Genomic DNA, 14,954 nt, shown 5'->3' on the forward strand with positions numbered 1-14,954 from the left:
GCGTTCAGATCCCGCATCACCGATCTGCGCGTCCTTGCGGTCACGGACCCCCGTCCGGGGGTACTGTGATGACAACGCGCGAGACGTTCCCCCCAACTCCTCGCGCGTCGCGCTCGATCGGTTCCCCCCAACGGATCGAGACGCAGCCGGCCCCGGTCTGTTCGCAGACCGGGGCCGTTGCACGTCCGGGGGAATGCCTGCAGCGCCGTGGTCGATGCCGCAGGCGGCGCTGGGTCAGGCGGCGTCGGGCAGCTGTGCGGCGAAGTCGCGGACGGCGCGCTCCCAGCGCTCCGGGTCCTCGTTCCACTCGAGCGTGTGCGGTGCCGTGCGGAACGTGACCGCGGTGGCGCCCTGCCGCGCGGCGACGGCGGCGACGTCGTCCGCCGCGACCAGGGCGTCGGCCTCGGAGTGGATCAGCAGCGTCGGCGTCGACGAGTCCTGCCACGTGGTCGTCGTCACGGGGGTCGGGGCCCCGGCGAGCCGCGACAGCACGTTCGTGGTCGCGATGCGGGCGGCCACGGTGCCGACGAACACGGGCAGGTGCGCGCCCCGGACGGCCCCGCGGAGTGCCGAGGCGACGTCGAGCAGGGGTGAGACCGCCACGAGGCCGTCGACACCGACCCGTGCGGCGGCGACGGAGCAGGCGAGCGCGCCGGCGGACCAGCCCTGCAGCACGACACGCTGTGCACCGCGTGCCCGGGCGGCTCGCACGGCGGCGACGATGCGGTCCGCCGCCGCGGGGTCGAGCGAGCGGAGCGGCAGGTCGGTGGTGTCGACGACCTCGGACGAGGCGCCGAGCGAACGCCAGACCCCGACACCGCGCAGGACCTGGCGCGGGCCGAGGGACTGCCCGTGCACGTGGACCACGTGGGTCGTGGCGGCCTCGGGCTCGGTGCCGGGCACGTCGTCCGGTCCGTCGTACCGCAGGGCGTCCCAGGCCCACTCACCGCTCGCCACGGGGGCGGTGACGCTGCGGCGGACGGTGTCACCGTCGCTGCCGGCCCCGGTCTCCGTGCTCGCGGTGAGGATCGCGCCGACCTGCACGCGGGCGTCGTCGCGCTGCAGGTCGTAGGTGCCCGGCAGGCGGGTGTCGCGGGTGGCGATCAGCTCGACCTCGGAGTCCGTGGCGCTGCGGACCGTGGCCGTCGCCGTGTACGGCGTCGGGAACAGCAGCCGCCGTGCGACGAAGGCACCGAGTCCGAGCGTGCCGACCGCTCCTGCCGCGGTGCCGAGTGCCGTGATGCGTGCGCCGGTCATGTGATCTCCTTGAGTCGTTCCGTGGTGAGCGTCGCAGCGGCCGGCACTGCCTGCCCGGCCTCGCGCGCGCGGTCCTCGATCTCGACGGACAGCCGGTGCTGCCGACTCCGCCACTGGCGACGCTGCCACACGATCGTGAAGTAGAGCCCGGTGTTGCCCGATGCCGTCTCGAGACGGCGGAGCTCCGGCTCGAGCGCACGGAACCGGCGTCGAGCGGCCCGCCAGTCGCGGAACTCCCGCACGGCGTCGGGCAGCACGCCGCCGGCGGCGCCGATGGCGAGCAGGACCATCGAGCCGAGGAACACCGGCGTGTAGAGCTTCGACAGGACGCCGACCGCGCCCTCCGCACCCGCGACGTGCACGGCGTCGAGGGCGATCGCGATGCCGGCGAGCAGCACGAGCCCCGCGGCACCGACGACGAAGAGCCAGTACAGGCGCCCGAGCCCGTCCCCGTTCCGGAACCCACGGAGCACGGCGACGGCGGACCGGGCGATGACGATGGCGATGTACGTCATCTCGACCGCGGAGTACAGCGCGGTCGGCAGTTGGTCCCCGTAGGCCACCATGAACTGCGCCGTCGGGGTCGGCGCGTCGATCAGGCCGAACAGCACGACGAGGGCGACGAGGACGAGGACGCAGCCGATGATCCGACCGGGGCGGAAGAGCTTGGCGGAGCGTGCAGCGGCCTCGACCGACTGCGCGAGGGCGAACATGCCGCACACCATCAGGCAGCGACCGATCAGGTCGGCGATGTTCGGCACGTGCGTCACACCGGCGAGGAACGTCGTCACGTCTGGCTGGTTGATCGTGAGTCCGACGGCGACGCAGCTGCAGCAGACCATCAGCCAGGTGACGCTGGCCGACTGCGTGCGCACCAGGAAGAGCCGGACGAGCAGGACCGCCAGGATCAGCCAGACCGGGATCGATCCCCAGACGTGCAGCGTCACCGCGTCACCGGAAGATCCCGGGCTGGCCATCGGGGTCGAGCAGCCCGATCCGCAGCGCGAGCTGGTCGGCGACGAGCTCGACGGTCTGTTCGTGCGGGGTGTCCAGCGAGCGGGTGAACGCTGTCCGGCCGGAGAGCAGCCCCGTGTAGGCCTGGTGGTCGCAGCCGGTGTCGTCCATGAACACGTGGGCGAGTTCGTGCAGCACACAGGCCACACGGGAGCGCTCGGACAGTCCGGGGCGGGTCTCGAGCAGTGCGTGGTCGGCGCGCTGGATGAGCCGCGCGGACAGGTCACCCGGCAGCTCCGTCGTGCGCACGTGGATCGGCTTGCCGAGCGCCGCCTCTGCCCGTGCGGTCAGCTCCGGCAGGGACAGCCGACGGGGGAGTCCGAGGCGCTGCACGCGGCGGCGGGCCGCGGTCTGCCGGCGCAGGGCGTCGAAGCGGTCGCGGTACCCGCTCACGGTGTGCTCCCCGACTCGTCGAGGCGGCGCAGGTGGTCGGTGAAGTCGCGGATCTCGTCCGCCGAGGCGAACTCGCCCAGACGCCGGGTGGCGAACGCGACGACCTCGCGCTTGCGGAGTTCGAGCACGAGCTCCAGCTGCGCCTGCACCCGCTCCGGCACGTCCGTGCTGCCGGCCGCGTCGGTCAGGTACTCCGCCGGGACGCCGAAGTAGGTCGCCAGAGCGGCCAGGAGTCGCTGGTCGCGGACGGCCGGACCGTTGCCACCGAGCATGTAGCCCCAGCGCGGTCGACTCATCGACGCACCCTGCGCCTCGATCTCTGCGGCGATCTCCTTGTACGGGGGACGCTGGCCCGAGTTCGCCTCGACGACGTCCATCAGGAGCTGCAGTTTGCGCGACAGTTCCCGACGGTGCGCGTCGTCGTCGTTGTACTCGATCACGTGACCCCACTCTCACATCTGTCTCAGACATGGTAAAACTGAACCAGCGCGTCGGCCGGTGTCACCACTCTGCCAGGCTCGCGCTCGCTCGTCAGGTCGGCATTTCGATGGGGGGATGCCGAACGGGGGGACGAACGGACGGGAGGCGCGGTGCCAGCTGGCACCGCGCCTCCCGTCCGTCGTGTGGTGCGGACTACGCCTGCACGTCGCCGCGCCAGCCCGGCTGGGTCGGTGCGTTCTCGACGCGCTCCTTGTAGTTCTGCAGGTCCTTCTTCACGGCGTGCCCGCCGACGCCCACGGCGGAGCCGAGCTTCTCGAGGAAGCCGGAGGGCTCCCAGTCGATCTGCACGGTGACGCGGGTCTCGGCGTCGGAGAGCTTGTGGAAGGTGACGACGCCGGCGTGGTCGGTCTCGCCGTCCTTGACGGTCCAGGCGACACGCTCGTCGGGGTGCTGCTCCGTGATGAGGGCTCGGAACTCGCGCTCCTGGCCGGCGATCTTCACGGTCCAGTCGGTGGTCTTGTCGTCCACCTGGACGATCTTCTCGACCTCGTCGAGGAAGTGCGGGAACTCCTCGAAACGGGTCCACTGGTCGTAGGCCTGGCGGACGGGGACGTTGACGTCGACGGTTTCGATGATCTGAGGCATGCACCGGACGGTAGGCCGATCGACCTGGGTGGCACTCAGCAGCGCTGTCCCCCTGCGGTACCGTCCGGGCGTCGTCGCGGACGGCGTGCGCGTCCGGCGTCGCGCAGTAGTGTGGGGCGGATGACAGAGCACGGGAAGCACGCGTTCCACGAACGCGACGACCACGGGATCCTCGTGCGCCCGGCGCTCGCCTCGGACGTCCCGCACATCCAGCGGCTCATCGCGCCCTACGTCGACCGGCGCATCCTGCTCGGCAAGGAGAACGTCGCGCTGTACGGCTCGATCCAGCAGTTCCGGATCGCTGAGGGGCCCGACGGCACCCCGATCGGGTGCGGCGCGCTCGCGGTGTTCTGGGACGACATCGCCGAGGTCCGCACCCTCGCCCTCGACGAGCAGTGGATCCACAAGCGCGTCGGGCACCGGATGCTCGAAGCGCTGGAGCACGACGCCCGTGAGCTCGGCGTCGCCCGGATCTTCTGCCTGACCTTCGAGGTCGACTTCTTCGCGAAGCACGGGTACCTGGAGATCGGCGAGAGCATGGTCTCACCGGACGTCTACGCCGAACTCGTCCGCTCGTCGGACGAAGGGGTCGCGGAGTTCCTCGACCTCGCGCGGGTCAAGCCGAACACCCTCGGCAACACCCGCATGCTGAAGAACCTCTGACGCTTTCTCGTGCCGCCCGGCGGGGTTGGCGTGCGTCTGCCGTGCCGTTGTCTACCCTGTGCGCATGTCGTCGTTGCGTCACCCCGTCGGGCCCGAGAAGCCGGTCGTCTACTGGCGTCGTCGGGCGCTCGTGCTCGGGGCGCTGCTGGTCGTCGTCCTGGTCGTGGTGCTCATCGTCGTCGGGCGGGGGAGCGGGGCGACTTCGGCGGCGCCGAGTGCGTCGGCCTCTGCCGGTGCCGGTTCCGGTGCGTCGTCTGCCGGGTCTGCCGGTTCCGGATCTGGGTCCTCGCGGTCTGCGGCGCCCAAGCCGGCGGCCTCCGCGTCGGCTTCTGCGTCGAAGCCCGCTGCTGCCGACGGCTCGACCTGTACGAAGGACCAGATCGTCCTGACCCCGGTGCTCGACAAGTCGGCCTACGGCCCCACTGAGGACCCGAAGATCGCGATGTCGATCAAGAACTCCGGCACGAACTCCTGCCACATGGACCTCGGGTCGGCGCAGCAGGTGCTGACGATCAGCTCGGGCCAGGAGCAGTACTGGTCGTCGAAGGACTGCCAGACCGGCGGCACGAACCAGGAGGTCACGATCAAGTCCGGTCAGACGCTCACGACCCCGGCGATCGCCTGGGACCGCACCCGCTCGTCCACGTCGACGTGCGACTCGTCACGGCCGGCGGTCACCGCGGGAGGCGCGAGCTACCACCTGCAGGTCGCCGTCGGGAACCTCGAGTCGAAGACCTCGGTGCAGTTCATCCTGCAGTAGCCGGGTCCGCGGTTCCGATCCGTTCCGGTTGTGCTGTGCCGATGAGGGGTGCCGGAAACAGCAACAGGCCCCGTCGTCCGAAGACGACGGGGCCTGTTCAAGCTGATGTGATCAGCCGAGGACGGTGATGTTCTCCGCCTGCGGGCCCTTGCGGCCCTCGGTGATGTCGAACTCCACCTTCTGGTTCTCCTCGAGCGACTTGTAGCCGTTGCCAGCAATCGCAGAGAAGTGCGCGAAGACGTCAGCGCTGCCGTCGTCCGGGGCGATGAAGCCGAAGCCCTTTTCGTTGTTGAACCACTTGACGGTACCGGTAGATGCCATGATGGCGTTTCCTTAGCTTTCTTGCTTCCGCCAAGGTGCAGATGCACCGACGGAGACCCCGACGTACGTCGACGGGGGTGATGCGCCACGCGGGCAGGTGCCGGCGGGACGGGTTCGGGGTCAGGCCTGTCGGCCAGTGACCCTGGGGCCCGGGTTGAGGGGCAAACCACCTCGCCCGGACGTTGAGCGCCGCCGAAGCGGTTCCATCAGGCTAGCGTGCTCTGGGCCGACTGGCTACCCGTGCGTCACGGAACGACGAAAATCTGGTGGAATTGAGCTGATGGCAGACAAGGAACAGCGCTTCCGGAGCGAACAGCTCGAGGAAGCCCTCGCGAAGCAGGACGTCGCTGCGGTGGCTTTCGCGCTCCGCCACGACATCGTGATCGTCCCCCGACTCGTCACCGGCAAGAAGGACATGCAGGTGCGGGTGTTCGGCCGTGAGGGGTCGGACAAGCGCATCCTGCTGCTGTTCTCGTCGGCGGACGCCTACACGGCGATGGTGCCGGACGAGAAGATCCGGCAGGTCATGGTCTACGACGGGCCGCGGCTCGAGGAGTTCCTGGCCGCCCACCTCGACATGCTCGAGGGCGTGTTCTTCGACATCGCCGGCCCGCACACCATGCAGGCCGCACCCGAGGACCTGCTGGCCGCTTTGCGCGCGTAGCGCCTCAGAACGCGCGGTCGAGCTCGCGTTCGCGCGGGGACTGCGTCATCGAGAACGCCACGCGCAGGGCCTCGCGCAGGTGCCCGGAGTCCGAACCGAGCACGGTCGTGAACCCGAGGCGGGTGGCCTCGTTCACGCGCTGCTTCGTGCCCGTGGCCGGACGGATCTCGCCGGCGAGACTGATCTCGCCGACGGCCGCGAGCGTGTGCGGGTACGGACGGTCTCGTGCGGCGCTCGCGAGGGCCAGTGCGATCGCCAGGTCGGCACCGGGCTCCGTGAGCTTCATGCCGCCCACCGTGGACACGTAGACGTCGGCGTCCGACAGCTTGAGGCCGGCCCGGCGTTCGAGGACCGCGAGCAGCATCGCGACACGGGAGGCATCGACACCGTTCACGACCCGGCGTGGCTGCGGTGCCGAGCTCGGGACGATGAGCGCCTGCACCTCGACCGGCAGCGCCCGACGCCCCTCGAGCGCGACGGTGACGCAGGTGCCGGACACCGGGGTCGCGTTCTTCGACATGAAGAGGCCGCTCGGGTCGGGGACCTCGTGGATGCCGTCGCCGCCCATGTCGAAGCACCCGACCTCGTCCGTGGGGCCGAAGCGGTTCTTGAGCGCCCGGACGAAGCGCAGGGCGGTCTGCCGGTCGCCCTCGAAGTGGCAGACGACGTCGACCAGGTGCTCGAGCAGCCGCGGGCCGGCGATCGTGCCGTCCTTCGTGACGTGGCCGACGATGAGGACGGGCAGGGCGCGGTCCTTCGCGATGCGGATCAGGGTCGAGGCGACCTCGCGTACCTGGGACGTGCCACCCGCGATGCCGTCGATCGAGCTCGACGAGATGGTCTGCACGGAGTCGGCGATGAGCAGGTCGGGCTGGACCTGGTCGATCTGGCCGATGATGACGCCGAGGTCGACCTCGCTCGCCAGGTACAGGTCGTCGTGCATCGCCCCGGTGCGTTCGGCGCGGAGTCGGACCTGGTCGACGGACTCTTCGGCGCTGACGTAGAGGACGCGCTTGCCCGAGGCTGCGGCTCGGGAGGCGACCTCGAGCAACAGGGTCGACTTGCCGACACCCGGCTCACCGCTCAGCAGGACCGCCGCACCCGGCACCACGCCGCCGCCGAGGACACGGTCGAACTCGCCGATGCCGGTCTGCCAGCGCTGCACAGAGGTGCCGCGGGCCTCGGTGATCGGTCGCGCGGCCCGGGCGCCGGTGACGGCGACCGCTGACGTGCCCCGGGTGCTCGCCGACGCCGCTGAGCTGTCTTCGACAGTGCCCCAGGTCTGGCATTCACCGCACCGGCCGACCCACTTGATGCTGGTCCAGCCGCACTCGGTGCAACGGTAGAGGGACTGCGGGCGCGCCATGTCGTCGAGGCTAGGCCGTACGGCCGACATCGCCGGCGTGGTCGTCCGGCCCGTCCGGTCCGCTTGGTTCGTCCGACTGGTCTCGTTCGTCGGGCAGCGCGATCGACCCCGTCATGCGGTGGCGGAGGCGCTCGACCGGCCCCGGCCCCTGGCGCGAGGCGTGGTCGAGTGCCTCGGCGCCGTCGGTGTCCTGCTCGGCGCGGGCGTTCGCCACCGCCCCGGCTTCGCGACCGAGGTTCTCGGCCTCGCGCGCGGACAGGTAGTGCCGGATCGCCGCCACGGTGTCGACCCGGGCGTCGACCGCCGGCTCGAACGCGCTCGCCCAGACCTCGTACCCGCGGTCGTTCGGGTGGAACAGGTCGCCGTAGCTGTTGAAGAAGGTCCGGCGGACCCCGACGCGCTTCGTGATGGTGTGCAGCGGCGCCACCGTCAGCCCGAACTCGTCGGCCACCCGGTGCACGATCTCGTTCGCCACCGCCACCTTGCGCTCCCGGTCCGGCACGAACATGCACGGCAGCTCGGCCACCACGGCGTGCGAGGGGACCGCGCCGTAGATCGCCCGGATGTTCCGCTCGAACTTGTCCGGATCGAAGTCGGCGATGTCGTTCGCCCCGATCGACACCGTGCAGACGTCGGGCGCGTAGTGCCGGAGCTTCGGCAGCTGATCACGCTTCGCGCCCCACGTGGTCGAGCCGGAGACGCTGAGGTTCACCACCCGCACCGACATGTGGGAACGGTGCCGGATGCGCCGCGCGAGCAGCCCCACGTAGCCACGCCCGGGTGCGGTCGCACCGACGCCCTGCGCTGCCGAGTCACCGATCGCGACGTAGAGCAGCTGCCCCTCGTGCTGCTGGCGTTCGCGCCACCAGTCGGCGTGGATCGGGAGCATGTCGACGACGCGTTGCGCCGCTGCCCGCTGGCCCTTCACGCCGGCGCGGGCACCGACGGCTGCGGCACCGACGACGCCGAGGCTGCCGATGACGGAGGTGAGGAGTGCGATGAGCGTGCGGGATCTCATGCCGTGGACGGTACGCCCGCCGGTCTTGCCGGAAGCGAGGAGGACCTGTGGGTGTGGGGGAGAGCCCTGCAGGTGACCGCCTGTGGAGGGCGAGCCGACCCGGGGTGTCATCACGGACCTCCCGGATCGTGTAAACTCTTTCCCGGTACCGTGTCCGAGCGGCCGAAGGATCATGTCTCGAAAACATGTGTGGGGGCAACTCCACCGTGGGTTCAAATCCCACCGGTACCGCCATCGGGTCGATTGCAGGTCTGGTCTCCAGCGTTTGCAGGTCTAACCCAACAGAAGAGCCCCCGGCGAAAGCCGGGGGCTCTTCTCGTTTCTCGTGGACGTTGGGTACCGGCTTTCGGCGCTCGCCGAGCGCCCCGAAGCCGTCTGCGTTCTTCTCGCGGTGCTTGCCGCTTGTTTCCGGCGCGCGGAAGCACCCCGGACGCTTCTGGCCCGTTTTCGGGCAGGGCGAAGCGTCGGGGTGTGCGGATGGTCGTGTTTGGTTCTGCCGGCGATGCCGGTGCGGCTCAGCCCGCTATGCGGGCACTGGCGGTAGCTCTAACGGTTCCCAAGGCGCGAGCTTCCGGGGCGGCGGGTTCCGCATGTACCGCGTTTCGCTGTTCCGGTCGCGGGCACGCAGGAGGTACTCGTCGAACTGTTTCCTCGGTTGCGGTGCACGGCCCGCAGCGACGCGCTGTTCCATCATGAGGGCGTCGTGTTCGAACTGGATGATGCGCCGCATGTTCGACGCGACGGCGAAGAGCGCGAGCGCGAACTGCTGCGCGGCGAGGCCGTGCATGGGTCGGGCCATCGTGTTCTCGAGGTTGTGGTCTTTCTGCAGCAGGTCGTTGGAGGACTCGCTACTGTTCCGGTCAGCCGGTATGTCTCGAACCATTCCTTGCTGCCGTAGCGGAGCTTCTGCCGCTGCTGCACGTGCGTTGTCGGCGTTTCGGACAAGACGGGTCGCTACCGGCGTCCAAGACTGATCTGGCCAGTCCTGCCCCTCGCGGGTTTGCGGCAAGACCCGGCATCGGCGCAATCGTGCGGGCGGAGCGCCTCGCCAGCTACTCCGGCCTACTCGCGCCGCACCACCGGTACGACCCACGTCCTGCACTCGTCGCGCCAGCCGGCGGGCTCCGGCCGGACGCCCCACGCGGACAGCAGCATCGTGACCTTCAGTTCGTCGTCCGGGTCGTGAATGTTGCCGCTGAACCCGATGAGGTCGCCGACCTTGTCGCCGGCGCCGGTTACGTCGGGATCGAGGCGCAAGCGGCCGCGAGCCCGCGCATCGGTCGGTTCGGGGGCTTCGAGTATGGTGCGACGTGGTTGTGCAGCGTCTTGTTGGCGGACTCGCTGCTGGCTCGGTCGGCCTACTCCGACGACTTCTTTCAGTGACGGGGCGAGGGCGAACAAACGCTGGGGTGGCGTGACTTGAGCTACTCATACGTGGCGTCATTCGATCCGGGTCGAAGGGCCGATTCGAGGCAGGGTTCGCACCGTTGATCTCGCACTCGGGAGATCTCGGACTGCAAATCTCGCCTCAGTGGACGAATCGTTCTATGGTTGGCTCTGCAACACGCTGTCCTGCGGAGTAGGGGGTGTCATGGCTGGGGAGCTGAAACTGGACGAGGGCGGGCTGTCGGGGCTCATACGGGAGTTGCAAGTTCATGCCGCGACGAGCGACGACCACGCATCGGAGGTTGACGCCGCACTCACCGCCGCCGTCGGCGCTGCGGTCTCGTCGCCGCTCACCGGCGCGCTGCAACGACTTGCCGACCGCTTTCACGGCCGCACCGATGATGTCGGTGAACGGATGACGAGCTTGAGCGCGTCCTTGACGACCGCCGCCCATGCCATCACCGCCACAGACAGCAGCCTGGCTGAATCGGCCCACGGATTAGACTGATGAGCATCCTCGCCGGCGCGCTGACCGCGGAGGACGTCACCGACGTCCCGGACGACGCCGATGGGCTCAGATCCGCTGCGCGACGGTTCACAGAAGCAGCCGACGGCATATTGGACGCAGCGACGAATGGCTCCCGCGCCTGGTCGGGACTTCCGGCCGTGTTCACCTCCGACGCACTGCAGCCCGCGCTGACGCCGCTGATGGACCCCGCAGTTGAGAAGGCGCAGCAGGTTCGCGCTGCGGCGGACGGGTTCGCGCAAGTCGCTTCCCGGGCGGCGAACAGCATCGCGGACCTCAAACACGACCACGACGTCCTCGTGCATCAGATCGAGCAGTTCCACGCTTCCGCGCCTGGACAGGTCACCGCCGAAGCCGCAAAGGAGGCCGAGAAGGGGAACATTCTCGGCGCCATAGGCACAGTGGTCACGAACTGGCGGCAGGTCCCAGAACTCGTCGGGCAGGAGTATGCGCTCCGCAGGCAGGCGCAGGCGCACAATGACAACGTCACGACGACCCTCGCGAGCATCGCCTCTGAGCTCGACGGCATCACCCCATCGGCCGTGAACGCGCACCCGGTTCACCTCGCATCTACGACCTCCTCGGAGGACGCATCCGGCGGCGGCAATTGGTTCGAGGACGCCTGGAACACCACGAAAGCAGTGGTCGGCATCGGCGGCGCTGTTCTAGGCGCGGAAGCGGATGCTGCCTGGCCGTACGTGCAGGACGCTGCCGGAGTGGCGGGGAACATCTTTGCGTCGATGGGGAACGCAATGGTGAACCATCCAGACGAAGTCATCGAGCTTCTCAGTGGTCTGGCATTGCTGGCCGGTGGGGCGGCGGTCGAGGGTGGTGGTGTCGCCCTCGACCTCACCGGCGTCGGGGCCGTGGCTGGGGTCCCGTTGAACGTTGCCGGTGCTGCGGTGATGGCTGCAGGGGCGGGGCTGGCTGCCTCGGGCGGGATCCCGCTCGGCGTGCACGCGATGACCGATGATCGGCTCACGCCGAACCGCACCGATCACGTGGACGCCTGGAAGAAAGAGCAGAACGAGAAACACTCGGGGCGGAGCAAGGACGGTACGTACCGGTCCCAGGGGAACAAGCAAGCTCACGCAGACGTCAAGGCCAAGGAGCGACAGGGTGTCGAGGAAGTCGCTGAGGACGCTGGCCTGCCCTACCGCACCGACCAGGTCAAAGCGCGAGTTAATGGCGCCCCGAACGGCCGGTTCTTCGACGGGCTGATGGAGAAGCCGGACGGGACGTGGGCAGGGATCGAGGTGAAGAGTGGCGGTGCGACGCGCAACGCCGAGCAGCGATCCTTTGATGGTCTGGTCAGCTACGAGAACCCGGCATACGCCACGATCGACGGGAAGCTCGTGAAGATCACATCCGTCATCCTCAAAAAAGTACCCTGACCCGGTTGCGGGCAGCGCGGCCCGGGGCTGAGCGACTTCCGCGCATACAGAACGTGACAACAGCGGAGACCACACATGTTCATCAACACCACCAACAGCGAGCGAGAAGCCCAGCTCACGGCGGACTTCCGACCGATCAAGGACCAGATCCGGCGGATGCTCGGTTTGCTGGACGGGCAGAGCGATGGCCGGTTCGCCTATGCCATTTGGTGGCTGCCGGACGACGCTGGATGGCCGGACGCTCCTGACTACGAGGCAGGCGAGTACGACCTGAACTACCTCCAGGCCGGCGGCACCGCTGAAAGAATGGGTGTTGACTTGCAGATCGCCGACGGCCGGCAGATGCGTCACTTCATCGTGGGCCGCGACCACGACATCGACGAGCTGCTGACGGACTCGGTGACCGTTGCGGGCACCGAACACGCACGCCACCCAGCCGAGGTGTTCGACGCCGACGAGGCCACCGAACTGTTCTTCCACTACTACGAGCACCGCGGCACCGTTCCCGACGGGTACGTCCTCCGCCCCCTCGACCTCTCCTGACTTTCGAAGCGGGTGCGGCCCGGTGCGCCGAGGGCCGTCACCTTGGCAGCACCTCTTTCAGCAAGCCGATGTCGAGTCGAATCTCAGCTCAGCAGGTTCCAGCGGAGGTCGTACCCCCGATTGCATGCTCGAGCTTCTCACCAATGACGGCCCCGAGGCAGCCGCAAGCCATCTGCGGGAACTCGACGAGTTGAACTCTGGGCGGCCGTAATCGTCGACCAGCGCACCGATTCCCATCCCCGATGCCCGCGAGAACGGCGGGCGCGTGGAGATGGACCCACGGTCCTCAGTCACTCACCGAAAGGGTGATCTCGGTGGCGAAGCGTGTGAACGTGGTGACGTCATCCTTCTGGGAAGCGATGCGGAAAACGCCCAGGAAGCGGCAGCACACAGAACCGAACACCGGATCTCGCTGGGTTCCCTGTTCAAGGATCAGCAACCCATCGTGATCGGGCGGACGCCCACGCAGAAGAGCCTCAGATCCCCGTCCAGACGGGGATCTGAGGCTCTTCTGCTCCTCGGCGTTGGACCCGGTGCGGTTCCGTGGTGGGCGACAGCAGCGAGTACGGCGGTGGTTCACGCAGGTGCCACCTCCGGTTCACGAGCCTGCGCCACGCTTCTGCTCTGTGTCACCGAGTCGCGTGACCACGCCCCGAGTGGAGAGAACGCCATGCGCCGGTTCCTGATCGCTGTTCCGAGACGTCGGGCCCGCACGGTGCTGGGGGTCCTGGCGGTGGCGTGCGCCGTGTCCTTGATCGCTCCGGCGGGAGCGTCCGGGGCGACATCGCGAACCGCGCCGCGTCCAGGGGCCTACGGGTACTTCGTGGACACCTACAAGACGAACACCCCTGCCGCCACGACGCCGGAGACGAACGCCGCGACCGGGGTGCTGTCGCAGTTCGGCAACCTGTGGCGCCCGGGATCGTCGTGGGACAACGGGGCCGCCACCGGCGCTGCAGCGCAGCGCATCCTGGACTCGAACATCGCGCAGGCAGCGCGGATCACGCAGACGCGCACGGATGCGCAGGGGCACGAGGCGTACCTGATCGACCGACGGAACCAGAACTACTCGGCCATCGCGGGCTTCGGCGATCTGTCCGACGCGGTGCGGACCGCGACGAACGCTGGTACCACGATCCCCGACGCGATCCCGGCGGACGCCACGACGAAGCAGTACGTCGACCAGGGCAACGCGAAGGGCTCGTGGGCGGACACCGATTCGGAACTCGGCGACGTCGTCCAGCTGGTGAACACGCTGCGTGGCGACTACTCCTCTGCCAGCAACGCGAAGAAGTACTACCAGTACCCGCGGCCGTACCGGCAGAGCCAGGACGTGCAGGTCCTGCCGCAGCTCGTCCCCGAGAAGTCCCCGACGCCCGCCACCGACGGCGGGTTCCCCAGCGGACACACCAACGCCGGCTACCTGGCGTCACTGGCATTCGCGTACGCGTACCCGGAGAACTACACCGAGCTCCTCACCAACGGCTCGGAGATCGGCAACAGTCGGATCGTCGCCGGGATGCACTCGCCGCTCGACGTCATGGGAGGACGAGTCCTGTCGACCGCGCTGGCAGCGGCGATCCTGAACGACCCTGCGAACACGCAGCTCGCGCAGCAGGCGCACCAGCAGGCGGAGAAGGTGCTCGCTGCCGCCACCCCGACCGCGGTCGATCGGTACGCGGACTACGCAGCGGACAAGAAGGACTACCGCAAGCGTCTGACCTACGGGTTCCCGCAGAGCGGTACGAAGACGATCCCCGCCACGGTGCCGAAGGGGGCCGAAGCGCTCCTGCGGACCCGCCTGCCGTACCTCAACGACGCCCAGATCCGAGAGGTGCTCCGGACGACCGCGCTGCCGTCCGGCTACCCCCTGCTGGACGACGCGGAAGGGTGGGGACGACTCGACCTCTTCTCGGCAGCGTCCGGCTACGGAGCGTTCGACAGTGCGGTGACGGTCTCGATGGACGCCGCCGACAAGGGCCTGAACGCCGCCGACACCTGGCGCAACGCCATCGGTGGAACCGGGTCGTTGACGAAGCGGGGGACCGGCACCCTCACCCTCGCCGGCTCGAGCCGCTACACCGGCGGCACCGTCGTCCGCGGTGGGACGCTGATCGCGGACTCCGCTGCCGCGCTCGGCACGGGCTCGGTGACGACCGTCTCCAGCACGCTCGCCGACGCCAGCACGAAGGTGATCCGGATCGGCGGCGACCTGACGCAGCGCTCGCACGCCGCACTGTCGCTGAGCGTCTCCGGGCCCCGTCCCGCCATGCGCGTCGCCGGCACGGCGTCGTTCGGCGGGACGCTGCGGGTGCACGTCGCCAAGGGCACGGCCGTGGCGAACGACGTGGTCCTGATCACGGCGGACCGGATCGCGAAGGGTTCGAGCTTCAGCAGGGTCCGCGTCGCCGGCCTGCCCGCCGGGTACAAGCCCGTGTTGGAGCGCCACGGCAACGAACTGCACCTCGTCAACGCCAACGCGACGAAGCACGGCCACGGGCACAGCCGGGGCCACGGCGCCGACTGAGGCGGAGCGCGCCATGTCGGCTCCGAGCGCGGTGAT

Annotated in this window: 17 protein-coding genes and 1 tRNA gene; 8 read left to right on the forward strand and 10 right to left on the reverse strand. The window is 69.0% G+C overall.

Features of this window, described 5'->3' with window-relative positions; all coding sequences use genetic code 11:
- Nucleotides 1-234 precede the first annotated feature (234 nt).
- From OE229_RS03610 to OE229_RS03630, 5 genes are all read right to left on the reverse strand, one after another.
- On the reverse strand, nucleotides 235-1,257 hold the full coding sequence (locus OE229_RS03610; RefSeq protein ID WP_209132710.1) for a hypothetical protein: 1,023 nt from the start codon (nucleotides 1,255-1,257) through the stop codon (nucleotides 235-237).
- Nucleotides 1,254-2,204, reverse strand: coding sequence for a hypothetical protein (locus tag OE229_RS03615; protein WP_262139772.1), 951 nt, complete (start codon nucleotides 2,202-2,204; stop codon nucleotides 1,254-1,256). The genes OE229_RS03610 and OE229_RS03615 overlap by 4 nt, the downstream gene beginning before the upstream one ends.
- Nucleotides 2,205-2,208: 4 nt before the next feature.
- A complete protein-coding gene (locus OE229_RS03620) occupies nucleotides 2,209-2,664 on the reverse strand; it encodes a hypothetical protein (protein ID WP_262139774.1) in 456 nt (151 codons plus the stop codon).
- Complete coding sequence (locus tag OE229_RS03625; RefSeq protein WP_182064275.1) at nucleotides 2,661-3,104, reverse strand: hypothetical protein; 444 nt, start codon at nucleotides 3,102-3,104, stop codon at nucleotides 2,661-2,663. Before OE229_RS03625 ends, OE229_RS03620 begins: the two co-directional genes overlap by 4 nt.
- Nucleotides 3,105-3,297: 193 nt before the next feature.
- Nucleotides 3,298-3,750, reverse strand: a complete 453-nt coding sequence (locus OE229_RS03630; RefSeq protein ID WP_182064276.1) for an SRPBCC family protein — start codon at nucleotides 3,748-3,750, stop codon at nucleotides 3,298-3,300.
- 120 nt (nucleotides 3,751-3,870) lie between these two features.
- Here OE229_RS03630 and OE229_RS03635 point away from each other — a divergent pair, with 120 nt between their 5' ends.
- Both OE229_RS03635 and OE229_RS03640 read left to right on the forward strand, forming a co-directional pair.
- Complete coding sequence (locus OE229_RS03635; RefSeq protein WP_262139775.1) at nucleotides 3,871-4,413, forward strand: amino-acid N-acetyltransferase; 543 nt, start codon at nucleotides 3,871-3,873, stop codon at nucleotides 4,411-4,413.
- A gap of 64 nt (nucleotides 4,414-4,477) precedes the next feature.
- The gene (locus OE229_RS03640) at nucleotides 4,478-5,173 is read left to right on the forward strand and encodes a hypothetical protein (RefSeq protein WP_262139777.1); all 696 of its coding nucleotides are present in this window, start codon (nucleotides 4,478-4,480) and stop codon (nucleotides 5,171-5,173) included.
- A gap of 111 nt (nucleotides 5,174-5,284) precedes the next feature.
- On the opposite strand, the gene cspE is transcribed toward OE229_RS03640, so the two are convergent.
- Nucleotides 5,285-5,494 (reverse strand): transcription antiterminator/RNA stability regulator CspE, encoded by a 210-nt coding sequence (gene cspE, locus OE229_RS03645; RefSeq protein ID WP_017887662.1) that lies wholly within the window; start codon nucleotides 5,492-5,494, stop codon nucleotides 5,285-5,287.
- 280 nt (nucleotides 5,495-5,774) lie between these two features.
- On the opposite strand from cspE, the gene OE229_RS03650 reads away from it, so the two are divergent.
- Complete coding sequence (locus tag OE229_RS03650) at nucleotides 5,775-6,158, forward strand: SseB family protein (RefSeq protein ID WP_182064278.1); 384 nt, start codon at nucleotides 5,775-5,777, stop codon at nucleotides 6,156-6,158.
- Nucleotides 6,159-6,162: 4 nt separating this feature from the next.
- Here OE229_RS03650 and radA read toward each other — a convergent pair whose 3' ends face one another.
- Nucleotides 6,163-7,524, reverse strand: a complete 1,362-nt coding sequence (gene radA, locus OE229_RS03655) for a DNA repair protein RadA (RefSeq protein WP_027467076.1) — start codon at nucleotides 7,522-7,524, stop codon at nucleotides 6,163-6,165.
- A 10-nt stretch (nucleotides 7,525-7,534) separates the two neighbouring features.
- Nucleotides 7,535-8,542: an SGNH/GDSL hydrolase family protein gene (locus tag OE229_RS03660; RefSeq protein WP_262139778.1), complete on the reverse strand. Its 1,008-nt coding sequence runs from the start codon at nucleotides 8,540-8,542 to the stop codon at nucleotides 7,535-7,537.
- Nucleotides 8,543-8,686: 144 nt separating this feature from the next.
- Between OE229_RS03660 and OE229_RS03665 the strand changes: the two genes are divergently transcribed.
- Nucleotides 8,687-8,776 (forward strand) — tRNA-Ser (locus OE229_RS03665).
- A gap of 289 nt (nucleotides 8,777-9,065) precedes the next feature.
- On the opposite strand, the gene OE229_RS03670 is transcribed toward OE229_RS03665, so the two are convergent.
- Nucleotides 9,066-9,329: a hypothetical protein gene (locus tag OE229_RS03670; protein ID WP_262139780.1), complete on the reverse strand. Its 264-nt coding sequence runs from the start codon at nucleotides 9,327-9,329 to the stop codon at nucleotides 9,066-9,068.
- A 275-nt stretch (nucleotides 9,330-9,604) separates the two neighbouring features.
- Nucleotides 9,605-9,799, reverse strand: a complete 195-nt coding sequence (locus OE229_RS03675; protein WP_262139782.1) for a hypothetical protein — start codon at nucleotides 9,797-9,799, stop codon at nucleotides 9,605-9,607.
- Between the two features lie 334 nt (nucleotides 9,800-10,133).
- Here OE229_RS03675 and OE229_RS03680 point away from each other — a divergent pair, with 334 nt between their 5' ends.
- From OE229_RS03680 to OE229_RS18050, 4 genes are all read left to right on the forward strand, one after another.
- Entirely contained in the window at nucleotides 10,134-10,436 is a 303-nt protein-coding gene (locus OE229_RS03680) for a hypothetical protein (RefSeq protein ID WP_259578456.1), read from the forward strand.
- The gene (locus OE229_RS03685; RefSeq protein ID WP_262139784.1) at nucleotides 10,436-11,848 is read left to right on the forward strand and encodes a hypothetical protein; all 1,413 of its coding nucleotides are present in this window, start codon (nucleotides 10,436-10,438) and stop codon (nucleotides 11,846-11,848) included. Before OE229_RS03680 ends, OE229_RS03685 begins: the two co-directional genes overlap by 1 nt.
- A 75-nt stretch (nucleotides 11,849-11,923) precedes the next feature.
- On the forward strand, nucleotides 11,924-12,391 hold the full coding sequence (locus OE229_RS03690; RefSeq protein WP_259578454.1) for a hypothetical protein: 468 nt from the start codon (nucleotides 11,924-11,926) through the stop codon (nucleotides 12,389-12,391).
- Between the two features lie 823 nt (nucleotides 12,392-13,214).
- Complete coding sequence (locus OE229_RS18050) at nucleotides 13,215-14,918, forward strand: acid phosphatase (protein WP_315973847.1); 1,704 nt, start codon at nucleotides 13,215-13,217, stop codon at nucleotides 14,916-14,918.
- The last annotated feature ends 36 nt before the right edge of the window (nucleotides 14,919-14,954 follow it).

The sequence above is a fragment of the Curtobacterium poinsettiae genome (assembly GCF_025677645.1).
Classification (GTDB): Bacteria; Actinomycetota; Actinomycetes; order Actinomycetales; family Microbacteriaceae; genus Curtobacterium; species Curtobacterium poinsettiae_A.

Bases quoted from the DNA above. Each gene is read 5' to 3' on its own strand.
- OE229_RS03610 (WP_209132710.1), bottom strand. From the start codon at position 1,257: ATGACCGGCGCACGCATCACGGCACTCGGCACCGCGGCAGGAGCGGTC.
- OE229_RS03630 (WP_182064276.1), bottom strand. From the start codon at position 3,750: ATGCCTCAGATCATCGAAACCGTCGACGTCAACGTCCCCGTCCGCCAG.
- OE229_RS03635 (WP_262139775.1), top strand. From the start codon at position 3,871: ATGACAGAGCACGGGAAGCACGCGTTCCACGAACGCGACGACCACGGG.
- OE229_RS03640 (WP_262139777.1), top strand. From the start codon at position 4,478: ATGTCGTCGTTGCGTCACCCCGTCGGGCCCGAGAAGCCGGTCGTCTAC.
- cspE (WP_017887662.1), bottom strand. From the start codon at position 5,494: ATGGCATCTACCGGTACCGTCAAGTGGTTCAACAACGAAAAGGGCTTC.
- OE229_RS03650 (WP_182064278.1), top strand. From the start codon at position 5,775: ATGGCAGACAAGGAACAGCGCTTCCGGAGCGAACAGCTCGAGGAAGCC.
- radA (WP_027467076.1), bottom strand. From the start codon at position 7,524: ATGGCGCGCCCGCAGTCCCTCTACCGTTGCACCGAGTGCGGCTGGACC.
- OE229_RS03660 (WP_262139778.1), bottom strand. From the start codon at position 8,542: ATGAGATCCCGCACGCTCATCGCACTCCTCACCTCCGTCATCGGCAGC.
- OE229_RS03670 (WP_262139780.1), bottom strand. From the start codon at position 9,329: ATGCACGGCCTCGCCGCGCAGCAGTTCGCGCTCGCGCTCTTCGCCGTC.
- OE229_RS03680 (WP_259578456.1), top strand. From the start codon at position 10,134: ATGGCTGGGGAGCTGAAACTGGACGAGGGCGGGCTGTCGGGGCTCATA.
- OE229_RS03685 (WP_262139784.1), top strand. From the start codon at position 10,436: ATGAGCATCCTCGCCGGCGCGCTGACCGCGGAGGACGTCACCGACGTC.
- OE229_RS03690 (WP_259578454.1), top strand. From the start codon at position 11,924: ATGTTCATCAACACCACCAACAGCGAGCGAGAAGCCCAGCTCACGGCG.